General features: G+C 65.5%; 12 protein-coding genes. 3 read left to right on the top strand and 9 right to left on the bottom strand.

Annotation, left to right across the window (positions count from 1 at the left end; all coding sequences use genetic code 11):
- Positions 1 to 11: 11 nt before the first annotated feature.
- The 3 genes from thrS to ACEN9K_RS12465 all read right to left on the bottom strand — a co-directional run bounded on the left by thrS (position 12) and on the right by ACEN9K_RS12465 (position 5998).
- Positions 12 to 2021 carry a threonine--tRNA ligase gene (gene thrS / locus ACEN9K_RS12455; RefSeq protein ID WP_056390502.1) on the bottom strand — a complete coding sequence of 670 codons (2010 nt, stop codon included), beginning with the start codon at positions 2019 to 2021 and terminating at the stop codon, positions 12 to 14.
- Between the two features lie 115 nt (positions 2022 to 2136).
- Positions 2137 to 5628, bottom strand: coding sequence for a DNA polymerase III subunit alpha (locus tag ACEN9K_RS12460; RefSeq protein ID WP_144599777.1), 3492 nt, complete (start codon positions 5626 to 5628; stop codon positions 2137 to 2139).
- A 19-nt stretch (positions 5629 to 5647) separates the two neighbouring features.
- Positions 5648 to 5998, bottom strand: a complete 351-nt coding sequence (locus ACEN9K_RS12465; RefSeq protein WP_018769351.1) for a DUF6504 family protein — start codon at positions 5996 to 5998, stop codon at positions 5648 to 5650.
- 132 nt (positions 5999 to 6130) lie between these two features.
- Between ACEN9K_RS12465 and ACEN9K_RS12470 the strand changes: the two genes are divergently transcribed.
- Positions 6131 to 6520 carry a hypothetical protein gene (locus ACEN9K_RS12470; protein ID WP_018769352.1) on the top strand — a complete coding sequence of 130 codons (390 nt, stop codon included), beginning with the start codon at positions 6131 to 6133 and terminating at the stop codon, positions 6518 to 6520.
- 27 nt (positions 6521 to 6547) lie between these two features.
- Here ACEN9K_RS12470 and ACEN9K_RS12475 read toward each other — a convergent pair whose 3' ends face one another.
- Positions 6548 to 6868, bottom strand: coding sequence for a chorismate mutase (locus ACEN9K_RS12475; RefSeq protein WP_051081370.1), 321 nt, complete (start codon positions 6866 to 6868; stop codon positions 6548 to 6550).
- A 19-nt stretch (positions 6869 to 6887) separates the two neighbouring features.
- Between ACEN9K_RS12475 and ACEN9K_RS12480 the strand changes: the two genes are divergently transcribed.
- On the top strand, positions 6888 to 7310 hold the full coding sequence (locus ACEN9K_RS12480; RefSeq protein ID WP_223991672.1) for a VOC family protein: 423 nt from the start codon (positions 6888 to 6890) through the stop codon (positions 7308 to 7310).
- A gap of 96 nt (positions 7311 to 7406) precedes the next feature.
- Here ACEN9K_RS12480 and ACEN9K_RS12485 read toward each other — a convergent pair whose 3' ends face one another.
- Positions 7407 to 8168, bottom strand: a complete 762-nt coding sequence (locus ACEN9K_RS12485; RefSeq protein WP_081620193.1) for an SOS response-associated peptidase — start codon at positions 8166 to 8168, stop codon at positions 7407 to 7409.
- Positions 8169 to 8300: 132 nt separating this feature from the next.
- On the opposite strand from ACEN9K_RS12485, the gene ACEN9K_RS12490 reads away from it, so the two are divergent.
- Entirely contained in the window at positions 8301 to 8558 is a 258-nt protein-coding gene (locus tag ACEN9K_RS12490; RefSeq protein WP_018769356.1) for a mycoredoxin, read from the top strand.
- 39 nt (positions 8559 to 8597) lie between these two features.
- On the opposite strand, the gene ACEN9K_RS12495 is transcribed toward ACEN9K_RS12490, so the two are convergent.
- The 4 genes from ACEN9K_RS12495 to ACEN9K_RS12510 all read right to left on the bottom strand — a co-directional run bounded on the left by ACEN9K_RS12495 (position 8598) and on the right by ACEN9K_RS12510 (position 12620).
- Positions 8598 to 9347 carry a lipoate--protein ligase family protein gene (locus tag ACEN9K_RS12495; RefSeq protein ID WP_495634476.1) on the bottom strand — a complete coding sequence of 250 codons (750 nt, stop codon included), beginning with the start codon at positions 9345 to 9347 and terminating at the stop codon, positions 8598 to 8600.
- 68 nt (positions 9348 to 9415) lie between these two features.
- Positions 9416 to 11128, bottom strand: a complete 1713-nt coding sequence (locus ACEN9K_RS12500; protein ID WP_018769358.1) for an ABC1 kinase family protein — start codon at positions 11126 to 11128, stop codon at positions 9416 to 9418.
- 4 nt (positions 11129 to 11132) lie between these two features.
- Positions 11133 to 11675 (bottom strand): PadR family transcriptional regulator, encoded by a 543-nt coding sequence (locus ACEN9K_RS12505; protein ID WP_018769359.1) that lies wholly within the window; start codon positions 11673 to 11675, stop codon positions 11133 to 11135.
- Between the two features lie 141 nt (positions 11676 to 11816).
- Positions 11817 to 12620, bottom strand: coding sequence for a thioesterase family protein (locus ACEN9K_RS12510; protein WP_018769360.1), 804 nt, complete (start codon positions 12618 to 12620; stop codon positions 11817 to 11819).
- Positions 12621 to 12654: the final 34 nt, after the last annotated feature.

Here is a 12654-nt window from a genome sequence, read left to right on the forward strand (position 1 = left end):
GCTTCCGTTCGCTAGCTGGTCCGGTTGCGGACGGCGTCGGTGATCCGCTTGACCGCTTCCGACACGGGCACGCCGTTGTCCTGGCTGCCGTCGCGGAAACGGAAGGAAACGGCGCCGGCCTCCGCGTCGTCGCCGCCGGCGATCAGCACGAACGGGATCTTGTCCTTGCTGGCGGTGCGGATCTTCTTGGGGAACCGGTCCGAGGACGTATCCACCTCGGCGCGGATGCCCTCGGCCTTAAGCTGGTCGACGACGTCGAACATGTACTCGTTGAACGCCTCCGCCACGGGGATGCCCACCACCTGGACCGGAGCCAGCCAGGCGGGGAACGCGCCGGCGTAGTGCTCGGTGAGGACGCCCATGAACCGCTCCACCGAGCCGAAGAGCGCACGGTGGATCATCACCGGCCGCTGCCGGCTGCCATCGGCGGCCTGGAATTCCAGTTCGAAGCGTTCGGGCAGGTTGAAGTCCAGCTGGATGGTGGACATCTGCCAGGTGCGGCCCAGTGCATCCTTGGCCTGCACGGAAATCTTGGGGCCGTAGAACGCCGCTCCGCCCGGATCGGGCACCAGCTCCAGCCCGGACTCCTGGGCCACCTCGGCAAGGGTCCTGGTGGCTTCCTCCCAGGTGGCGTCGTCGCCCACGTACTTTTCCGGGTCCTTGGTGGACAGCTCCAGGTAGAAGTCGTTCAGGCCGTAGTCCTTGAGCAGGTCCAGGACAAAGGTCAGGGTCTTGGTGAGTTCGTCCTTCATCTGCTCGCGGGTGCAGTAGATGTGGGCGTCGTCCTGTGTCATTCCACGGACGCGGGTGAGGCCGTGGACCACGCCGGATTTCTCGTAGCGGTAGACCGATCCGAATTCAAACAGCCGGAGGGGCAGTTCACGGTAGGACCGGCCGCGGGAGCGGAAGATGAGGTTGTGCATGGGGCAGTTCATCGGCTTCAGGTAGTAGTCCTGGCCGGGCTTGCGCACGGTGCCGTCCTCGTTGAGTTCGGCGTCCACGTGCATGGCGGGGAACATGCCGTCCTTGTACCAGTCCAGGTGGCCGGAGACCTCGTAGAGGTGGCCCTTGGTGATGTGGGGGGTGTAGACGAACTCGTAGCCGGCCTCGACGTGGCGCTGGCGGGAGTAGTCCTCCATCTCCTTGCGGATGATGCCGCCCTTGGGGTGGAAGACGGGCAGACCGGAGCCCAGTTCGTCCGGGAAGGAGAAGAGGTCGAGTTCCGAGCCGAGCTTGCGGTGGTCGCGGCGTTCGGCCTCGGCAATGCGCTCCTGGTATGCCTTCAGCGCTTCCTTGGTGGGCCACGCGGTTCCGTAGATGCGCTGCAGCTGCTGGTTTTTCTGGTTGCCCAGCCAGTACGCCGACGACGAACGGGTCAGCGCGAAGGCGTTGGAGATCATCTTGGTGTTGGGCAGGTGCGGGCCGCGGCAGAGGTCACACCAGACGGTGGTGCCTTCCTTGCGCTCCACGTTGTCGTAGATGGTGATGTCACCGGCGCCGACCTCGACGTTCACGCCCTCGCCTGCCTCGGCAGCGTCGTTCTTCTTGCCGAGCAGTTCGATCTTGTAGGGCTCGTTCTTCATGGCTTCGCGGGCCTCGTCCTCGCTGACCACGCGGCGGACGAATTTCTGGTTCTGGTTGACGATCTTGAGCATCATCTTTTCGAGGGTCTTGAGATCCTCGGGGGTGAAAGGCTCGGCGACGTCGAAATCGAAGTAGAAACCGTCGGTGATGTAGGGGCCAATGCCGAGTTTGGCGTCGGGGCGCAGCTGCTGCACTGCCTGTGCCATCACGTGGGCGGTGGAGTGGCGCAGGACGTTCAGGCCGTCGGGCGAATCAATGGTTACGCCTTCCACCTCGGCGCCTTCGGGCAGTTCCTGGTCCAGGTCCTTCAGCTCGCCGTTGACGCGGGCCACAACAACATCACGGCGCTCAAAGAAGAGTTCCGCACCGGTTGTCCCGGTAGTCACCTTGGTCTCTTCGCCATCGACGAGAAGGGTGATCTGCTGGGCATCTGACACGGGTGTCTCCTATTCAAAGTTGAGGCTTCATAGCTTGTGGCATACGGGGACCACAGCCAGCCACCGTCAATGCTATCGGTTCCGGTTGAGCCCACCAACGCGGCGCACAGCACGCTCACCCGTTAAAGCCGGTAATCGCCAGCGTCCTGCTGATGCCGTCCAGGGGATGCGGGCCGTCCTGGGCAGCCGCAGGCGAGGACTCCGGGAAGGGCAGCGTCTCGGTGCGGCTGAGGTCCCAGGCCATGCTTGCGCTCAGGCTGATCCCCCGGGGGCCGGTCCTTCGGGTGGTGCCGCGGATCAGCAGCAGGCGGGTGCCGAACAGGAGTGGCCCTGCACTTTCCTGGGCTTCGTGGAAGAAGACCGAATCAACGCAGCCGGTGCCGTCGTCGATGCTGATGAACACCACCCTTCGTCCGCCGCGCATGGGAGGGGTCTGGGTTGCCACCCGCACCCCGGCCACCAGCACTTCGGTCCCGTTGCGCAGGCTGAGGAGTTTATCGGCTGTGGTGACACCCAGCTTTTCCAGCAGGGGACGGTGGCTTTCCATCAGATGGGTGCTGACATCGACGGCCATGAGGTCCAGTTCCGCCCGGACGTTTTCCACCAGCGTGGGGGCTGGAAGCCCGGGCTTGATGTTGCGCAGTTCAATATCGCCCAAGGGTAGGGACAGCTGTCCCTCCAGGATGTCGGCGCCTTTGCGCGCGCCAGTGGCCGACTGGAGCTGCTGCAGGTGCTGCACCAGGTCGGCCCGGTTGGCTGTTCCCCCGGCTTCCCGGTGCAGGGCATCAAAGGCTCCCAGCTGGGCGAGCCGCCTGATGCTTGGCTTGCTGAGCCGCGAGCGCGCGCGGAGGTCTGCCAGTGAATCATATGGCTGGCCTGCCACTATCCGCTTCAATTCGGCTGCGGACAGCCCGTAGATCCCGTTCAGGCTGAGCCGGATCCCCAGCCTGCCGGCGTCCTGGCCGGACTCGATCCGCTCCACCCGGTATTCAGCTTTGCTCCGGTTGATGTCCAGCGGAAGGATGGGTATCCCGAGCCTGCGGGCTTCGGCCACCAGCAGCCGTTTGGGATACATCCCGGGGTCGTGCTCCCATAAGCCGGCAAGGAAGGCTTCCGGGTGGTGTGTCTTAAGCCAGGCGGACTGGTAGGTGGGGACGGCGAAGGCAGCACCGTGGGCTTTGCAGAAGCCGAAACTGGCGAACGACTTCAATGTCCCCCATACCTTGTCCACTACTTCGGGGGTGTATCCCCTGGTTTTTGCATTGCGCCGGAAGTATTCCTCCACCCTGGCTTCACCGTCGTCGCTGCTCAGCGCCCTGCGGAACTCGTCGGCTTTGGCAAGCCCGCAGCCGGTCATGATGTCGAGGGTTTTCAGGATCTGTTCGTGGAACACCGTGACCCCATGGGTTTCCTGCAGCACCGGTTTAAGGTCCGGGTGGGGGTAGACCTCAGGGGCGAACCCGTGCCGGTGTTCCAGGAAGGGCCGCACCATGTCGGATTTCATGGGGCCGGGACGGAACAGTGAAATATCGATGATGAGGTCGTTGAACTCCCGGGGTGCCATCTTTCCAATCAGCTCCCGCTGCCCCGGGGATTCAATCTGGAAGCAGCCAAGGGTGTGCGTGCTCCTGATCAGCTGGTATGTCGGTTCGTCGTCGAGGGGAACGGCGTTGAGGTCGATCCGGCCGTCCCCGGCGATGTAGTCAGGGCCTGTTCCGTCAGGTCCTGCCGGGTGCCTTCCTGCCTCCACCACGTCCTTCTTGCTGGGGTGGATGCGGATGATCTCCCGGACTGCGAAGGCCATGGCGCTTTGCATGCGCACCCCCAGGACATCGAGTTTGAGCATGCCCATGGGGTCCATGTCGTGCTTGTCGAACTGGCTCATGGGCAGCCCCAGGCCGCTTGGCTGGACCGGGGTGCGGTCCAGGAGTGTGGCATCGCCCAGGATCACTCCGCACGGGTGCATGGAGATGTGGCGGGGCAGCCGGTCCAGGCGTTCGGTCAGGTCCACCAGGAGGTCAAGCTGCTGGTTCCCGTCCGTGTCGCGCTGCTCCACCCGGCCGGCGAACTCCCGGAGTTCGGGCTTTTCCTGCAGTGCTTCACGGAACTTCCGGGCGGAGAAGCGCCACAACTGCTTGGCGATCTCCCCCACCTCGCCGTCGTCCATGCCCAGCGCCAGCCCGGCGTCGCGAACCGCCCCCCGGGCCCGGTACCCGTTCTGCATGCTCATCAGGGTGACGCGCTCCGGGCCGAACCGGTCAAAAATCCTGTGGTACACGTTGTGGCGTTCCGCGCTTTCCACATCGATGTCAATGTCAGGGAGGGTGGCCCGGTCGTTGGAAAGGAAACGTTCAAAGATCAGGTCATGCTGGAGGGGATTCACATGGCTGACCTCGATCAGGTAGTTGACCAGGCTTGAGGCTCCTGAGCCCCTGGCGGCCGCCCGGACCCCCATGTCCTGGATCATGCGGGATACCTCCGCCACCGTCAGGAAATAGGCGGAGAAACCCAGGTTCCGGATGATGCCAAGCTCATGCTCCAGCCGGGACAGCATCTCCTGTTCGGGTTTTCCTGAGATCCCCGGGAAACGCCTGCCGATTCCCGCATGGCAGCGCTGGATCAGTTCGGCGTGCGGATCCTGGCTGATCCCAATAACCGATGCTTCCGGAACCACTGGCTGCTTCCACCCCATATCGGTGCTGGGGTCGATCCGGCAGAGGTCGGCGAGCGCCTCTGTTTGCGCCATCAGCTGTTTGAGGTCTGCTGCACCGTAACCGGCAGCGGAAATGATTTCCTTTCCCAGTCCCAGCATTTGTTCGGAGGTTTTCAGCCAGCCCTGCCCGGTGGGCTGCAGGAGCGGTTCACCTGCAAGTTCCGGAAGGGACTTCAGGGTCCGGGCAGAATCCAGGACGTCGGCGGTTGGTGCGCCGTCTGCGGCACAGTACCTGACGGCGTTGGTGAGGATGGCGGGTACGTGGTGTTCCTCTGCGAGCCTGAGCATGCGGACTGCATGTGCGGTGCTGAAGGGAGTCCCCGGAGCGCTGAGCTGGGAGACAATTTCCGCCACGACCGTTCCAGCGGGCATGGCATCCAGCCATTGCTTGAACAGGGTCCGTGGACGCAGGTAGCGCCGGCCACCCATGGCCCGTCCGACGTCGGAATCCGGTCCAATCAGGACGGTCAGCACCGGCTTGAGGGTCTGGGGGTCAAGGGTGCGGGAGGCGAGTTCGGCACGGGTGACCGCGGCGGGCACCGCTCCCCCGGCTTTCCCCGAGGTCCTGGCGTGGGCATCGGAAACCAGCCGGCACAGCGCACGGTACCCGGCACCGTTGTTGTGGCCGCGGGCCAGCACCACCACCCTGCCGGATACCTGTGTGCGGTGATCGCCGTCGTCGTCAAATACTGCAAGGTCCACCCCCACTATGGGGTCGATGCCCGCCGCCATGCAGGCCTTGAGGTGCTTGATGGTGCCGTACAGCCCGTCCCGGTCGGTGCAGGCAAGGGCCGTTGCGCCGTCGGCTGCGGCCGCCATTGCCAGCTCTTCAGGCCAGGAGACACCGTAGTGGGCACTAAATGCCGTGGAAACGTGGAGGTGGGTAAAGCTCATGGTGATGGGAGGTGGGGATTCATGCGGTTTTGGGGCGAAGGCCGTCATGGATCCGCAGCAGCCGCCAACGGCCACTGCGGATATGGCGGGTCAGGTCAAGGGTGAGGGGTTCGGCAACGGCAGGTTCTCCTGGCCCCATCGGGCGGGACGCCACTTTGGCAGGCAGTACCTGGACCCGCCAGATTTCGTGGTCCACCACGCCCGGTCCGCTTCCCAGCGGAGCCCGGGTATCCTCTGCCCACCATTGCCGGCGTTCATACCAGCGGACAGGTTCGGCACAGACGATGTATGACGTTCCTGCCCACGTCAGGGATTCCGGCTGCCCGGAAGCGGAGCACACCACGTCAACGGACTCGCTGAACATGCCCACGTGCGCCTCCCTGCAGCTGCAGATTTTGACCCTTATTCGAATATGTATTCGAACGAATCCAGTCTACGCCGGGGAGGCAGCAAAACATAGGCGGGGGTGGACGGAGCGTGCGGCAGGGAGCAGGATGATGGCATGAGTACCGATGACGCACTCCTGAAGCAGGCAAGCATCAAGACCCAGGACTCCACCCTGGTTGCACGGTTCGACATCGACGGCACCATTCCGGACTCCGGGGCCTATGTGGTGGGCCTGATGGGAGCCTCGCCGGATTATTCCATGCAACGACGGCTGTGCATTGAGTTCATGAACGGGGAGGCAATCGCCTGCTACTCGTTCAACCGGGACCAGGGAATCGAGGAAGACTACGACCTGTCGGGAGTGTCCCACTCGGACAACAGCATTACCGGGAGCTTTCCCGCGACGGCCTTGACCGGGCTGGGGCAGGGCCATGTCCTGTCAGCCTTCAGTGAGGCGGACGGCCGGGAGTTCCAGCACGGGGTGCCGGTGGAGGAAGCCCTTTAGGGCTCCTCCGCCAGCCCCCGGAACAGGTCAGCTGTTTTCTTTGTGGATCCGCAGTTCAAGTTCAATAAACGCGGAGATCATCGCCCGGTAGGTTGCTTCGACGATGTCCGGATCGATGTCCTTTTTCTCTGCGGCGGACCGGACGTGCTCGATGATCCGCTCCACCCGTCCCGGGGCACGCACCTCTGCGTCATCACCCTTGAGGGTCCCGGCGATCCTGATCAGCCGTTCGCGGCGGGCAATGAGGGTGACAATCTGTTCATCCACCTCATCAACGGCAACCCGAACGGCAGCGAGCTGTTCCTTGTCGGCCCGGGCATCCCTATCGTTTCCTTGAATTGTCGCCATCATCTGACAGTATCGAAGCATGGAGCCAAGAGTCGACTTTATCTCCCTCGGAGTCCGCAATGTTCAGGCATCCCGCGACTTCTACGTTGATGGCCTTGGCTGGCCGGTCCACCGTGAGGTTGCCGGGGAAGTGCTGTTCATCCAGGTGAACCACGGCCTGGTGCTGTCCCTGTGGGACGTCCGCCAGATGCAGGCCGAAGCGGGCACCAGCCCTCCCGCCGGCATCCCCTGCATCACCCTCAGCCACAACGTCGCCGGTCCCGGGGACGTGGACAGGGTCATGGAAGAGGCCGCGAAGGCCGGCGCTGACATCATTGCCGAGCCGGTCACCCAGCCGTGGGGCGGCTACACGGGGTATTTCGCCGACCCCGACGGGTTCCGCTGGGAAGTGGCGTACAACCCCACGTGGGGAGTGGACGACGCCGGCAGGGTCACCGTCTGATCCCCGGCCTCACCATGGGGTGCGGCTGCTGGAGCTGGGCTGAAAAACAGGGCTGGGAAAACAGGGCGCTAGAACAGGGCAGCTAGAACAGGGCAGCTAGAACAGGGCTTCGACCGGGCGGATCAGTTCGGGGCCGTTATTGCGGACATTGCCCACTTCCTTGCCCACCGACTCCACCCGCCAGTCGGCCGCGGCATTCTTGACGCCGGACCGCACCAGGTCCACGAGTCCGGCGGCGTCATCCGCCTGCGGATCCAGCCATGCCTCCATGGTGTCCCTGTCCATGGGCAGGGGGACGCGGTCGTGCAGCTCCGTCAGCTTCCCGAAGATGGTGGATTCAGACCCCGGCGGAGGCGTGTCTGCCGTGAGGATGGACGTTGAGAGCAGCCAGCGGCCCGGATCCCCTTCGGGAACGGAGGGGTCCTTCCACCACTCGTAGAGGCCGGCGAAGACCAGCCCGTGGTCCGTGCCCGGGTGCACGTAGTAGGGCTGCTTCGACTTCCCAGGTCCCTGCTTCCATTCGTAGTAGCCATCGGCCGGGACCGCGCAGCGGCGGGACTGGACTGCCTTCCGGAACGCCGGCTTCTCCAGCACCGATTCGCTCCGGGCGTTGATCATGCGGGAACCGATTCCGGGGTCCTTGGCCCAGGACGGGACCAGGCCCCAGCGTGCCACGTGCAGCTGGCGCACCTGCCGGGGCGCGGCACTGTCATCCACCAGGCGCTCCAGCACGATGGGGACGGCATCGGTGGGTGCCACGTTCCACGACGGCGGGATGCTCACCTCGCTCTCCAGCTCGGCATCGAACTCAGCCAGCAGGTCCCCCACGGCACGTGCCATTACGTAGCGTCCACACATGGCACCAGCTTGCCACCGCCCGCCACAAACTGTCATCCGGCGCCGTTCCAGGCGTCAGGCACCGGGGAATACCGGCAGCCACGCTACGGTTGACGGTAAGGAAACCTTTCAAGCGACGTATAGGAGATCCCTGTGGACTTCACTCCCGAATCCGGCACCATCACGATGTTCTCCACCACCTGGTGCGGCTACTGCAACCGGCTCAAGAAGCAGCTGGACGCGCAGGGCATCGGCTACACGGAAGTCAACATCGAAGAGGTGGACGGCACTGCCGAACTCGTGGAGCAGCTGAACGGGGGCAACCGTACGGTTCCCACCGTGCTTTTCCCGGACGGCTCCGCAGCCACCAACCCGTCTGCTGCCGAGGTCAAGAGCCGGCTGGCTGCCTGACCGGCCCAAGGCGCGGCATCGCCGCAACTTTAGTGCGGGTCATGCCCCCAGGCTGCTGAAGGAAGCAGTTTCCAGGGTGGCATGGCCCGCATATGTTTCCAGCAGGGACCGCTCAACGGCTGCCACGTCAAGGCCGGGCACCAGGTCGTTGGCGGCACCGGCGGTTGCCGGGTCCCAGTCCAGGCCGAGCGCGGCATAGCTGTCGGTGAGGACCTTGCGGATCGGCGCGGAATCCTCCACCACGATGACGGAGCTGAAGAGCCAGCCACCCGAGACCACACGCTGCGCGGTACCCACCAGTTTCACCCGCCGGGAGTTGTCCGCTGGATCCGTTCCATGCACGCTGAATTCACCGGGACAGTACTCGCCTGGGATTTCCCCCACCGCCGCCTGCACCCCAACGCCCCGCAGCGCCTGCGCAAAGAGCTCACCGAAGTAACCGAACCTGGTTTTGGAACCGGCGACGGCGTCCGCGTCCGGTTCGATATGGTCCAACACAAGGGTGCCACGGTGGTAGGCGGCCGCGCGTCCCCCCGCCCGCCGGACCAGGGGTTCGAAGCCGTTGTCCCGGCAGGCCCGGGCGGCGGCGTCAAAGCCGGGCAGGCGGGTGTCCCGCTGCCCGAACGCCACAGTGGGAGCCGGCCGGTACAGCCGCAGGGTGGGGCCGATGCCGCCGCTCCTGGCCCTGGCCAGCAGCTCCAGGCCGAATTCGAGGTCACGGCCCGCGCCGAGGGACACGTCCTGCCGCACCACGGTAAGCGTGCGGAGTCCAGTACCGGTGTGGTGCATTGTTGCGAAACTCCTGGGTCGGGTGCGGGCAGGCCATCCCTAGGTTACGCCCGACGGCGGCAACCGCCTTAACGAACCCGGCGCCCGGCCCACAGGGCGTGCAGCAGCGGAAGGGACGACGCGGCCATCAGCGCGTTCCCGGCCGCCAGGTCGTCGGCGCGGACGATGGCGCCGGCCACCAGCAGGGCAGCGAAAACCACGGCGGAGGCCGCGCGCCGTCCCGCCCGTTCCAGCCGCGCCGCCTGCCGCTCCAGCCGCGGAACAGCCACCTCCAGCGACCCCTCCTCAAGCCGGCCGGCCAGCGCGTCCAGCCTGCCGGGCAGGCGCAAGGCAATACCGGCGGCATCGAGCGCCTGCCGGGCCACGTCCTGCACCACGTTGCCGCGCTCGTCGCGCAGCAGCTGCGCCGCGTAGGGTTCCACCGAGTCCCAGAGGTTGAAACGTTCATCCAGCGCGCTGCACACACCGGAGGTCAGGGACATGGCTCGAATGATCAGCAGGAAATTCTCCGGCAGCTGGAACGGCAGCGAGCGGACCACGTCGCCGAACTCCACCGCGAAATCCCGGAACTCCCGGGGGTCGACTTCGCGGAGCTCGGCAAAGCCCATGCCGCCGAAGCGGGCAAAGAGCTGGGTCATGGCGCGTTCCAGGCCCACGCTGTCCGCCGACGGCATCAGGACGCCGACGTCGTTGATCGCCGCCACGAGTCCCTTGCCGTCGCGTGCGGCTGCTGCGATCAGGAGCTTCCGCAGGCCGCTGCGCGTGGATGGGGTAACCTCGCCCATCATGCCGAAGTCAATGAACGTCAGTTTCCAGGGGCGTTCGCCTGCGCCTGCACGGACTGGAGTGACGAAAATGTTCCCAGGGTGCGGGTCCGCATGGAAGAAGCCGTTGGTGAACAGCTGGTCGAACATGATGGCGGCAAAAACCGGGGCCACCGTGGCGGGATCGATGCCCGCGGCACGGAGCGCACGGGCATCGGTGATCTTGATGGCCGTGACATCCTCAAGGGTGAGTACACGGCGGGTTGTCCGTTCCCAGACAACTTCCGGTACCGCCACCCGGTCATCACCGGCAAAGTCAGCCGCAAAGCGCTCGGCGTTGACTGCCTCGTGCAGGTAATCAATCTCCTGCAGGCTGATCATGGCGAATTCCTCTACCAGGGCACGCATGTCGGCGCGGCGGGAGACGAGCCGGACGTGGCTGAGCCAGCCGGCTACTTTCCGCAGCGCGGCAAGGTCGACGTCGACGATGGCGCCGATGCCCGGACGCTGAACTTTCAGGACCACGGCATCCAGTCCAGTGTCCCCGGCATCCAGGGGGTCCAGGCGGGCCCGGTGGGCCTGTCCCAGCGAGGCGGCTGCAATCGGAGACTCGTCCACGGAGGCGAAAACCTGGTCCGGCGGTGCACCCAGTTCCTGTCCCGCCAGGGCGGCGATTCCCGGGAAGGCCACCGGCGGCACCTCGTCCTGCAGCCCTTCGAGCTCTTTGGTGATCTCCGGAGGCAGGACGTCGAGCCGGGAGGACAGGAACTGGCCCACCTTGATCATCAGGCCCCCGAGTTCCACGGCCAGGTCATGGAACCGCCGGGCAAACTGCCGCATCCTTCGGGAGCGCGTCCGGGCGGCGACGCCACCAAGCCCTATCCGCGGCAGGAACAGCTCAAACCACCACGTGGTTGCAAGGTTCCAGGCGGCGAAGCGCAGGATCCGCCGGTAGCGCCCGCGGTGCTGCCTCAACGGGCGCTGCGGGTCGTCCCTGGCTTGGAGGATCGACGACACCCGATCAGTCCCGGGCGAGGATGGCGTAGAGCCGGCGGCGGGCCTCGTCCAGCACTGCCACTGCCTGCTGCACCTGTTCCGCTGAACCGGTTCGGCCTACCTGCGCCGCAGCCTGGGCCAGTTCAATCCCGGCCTTGGGAAGGGAAGCGATGCCGCCTCCGCCCATGGAGGCCGCCGGATCCCATGGCGCAGATCCCCGCTGGGCCGCCACCTCCTCACGGCCGGCTTCGGTCAGCGAGTAGATCTTCCGCCCGTTGGATTCCTCGGCGCTGATGGACCCTTCATCGGCCAGCAGCTGCAGCGTGGGGTAGACAGAACCCGCGCTCGGTTTCCAGCTGCCGCCGCTGCGCTCCTCGATCTCCCGGATGATCTGGTACCCATGCATGGGCCGTTCCGCGAGCAGTGCCAGCACCGCTGCCCGCACCTCTCCCTTCCCGGCGCGGGTTCCCACCCGTTTGTCGAAACGGGCGCGCAATTCCTCCACGGCCTGCCACATGCCGTCCAGATTGTTTCCGCCGAATCCCCCTGTGGGGTGTGAAGCACGCATGATGGACTCCTTTGCCGATCGCGAACGATATACAACGATACTCAGCGATATACGCCGCGCACCATACCAGGAGCAAGGATGCTGCCCGCGGACAACCAGCAGCCGGCCACCGCCCGCGTACTTGTCAGGACGTGCGCCGGGTCAGGATTTGCGCAGGGTCAGGATTTGTTCAGCGCGGCCGAACGGGCCCTGCCGGTCGTGCAGCACGGTGGAGGTCAGCCCGATCCCGTCGCGGCCGAACGACACCGCGTTGTCCAGCCCCAGCCACTCCCCCTCGGGCCTGCGGTACATGTGGATCTGCAGGTCCAGGTTGGGGAACGCATAGCTGTCCTTGCCCGGAGGTACCCGGGCGGCAATGCCGTTGGCGGTATCCACCAGACCCATGAGCCGCGGGAAGTCACCGCTGTCCGCCCGGTCGGTCAGCGGGTGGTCGGTGCGGAGCCATACTTTCCCGGCGCCCGGCCGGTGCCCTTCGGCCACCCGCATTTCGAGGGACCGGATGTAGCCTCCGGGCCACACGGCGGAGCCGTCATAGGGTTTGCATTCATCGGGCCCCGGTATCGCCGCGTCCTCGACGGCGGCCACCCCTGCGGTGTCACTGGTCTGCAGGCGCCAGCCGGTGGCACGGATCGCGGTCCGGCCCCCGGCCACCAGCTCGGCCTGGACCAGTTCGATGGTCCTGCCGGGCCGCAGGGTGGTGGTGTCAATGCGGAACTCGCCGCCGGGAATCAGCCCAAGGATTTCGTAGCTGATCCGGGCCATCCGCATGTCCCCGCGCGGCTGGTGCCGTTCCAGGACATCTGCCATCAACCCGGAAGCGGGAGCCATGTGCTGTTCGTGGGCGTTCCAGGCGCCCTGGGCGTGGATGGTGGACCGGAACAGGCCGCCGCCAAGGTCCTGGTAATAGAAGTTGCCCCCGGCGAGTTCGGACAGGTCTGCAGTCAAGGCTGGCCCCTTACGGAATTTCAGTGAATTGGCA

The sequence above is a fragment of the Pseudarthrobacter sp. Pseusp20 genome, from assembly GCF_059492155.1.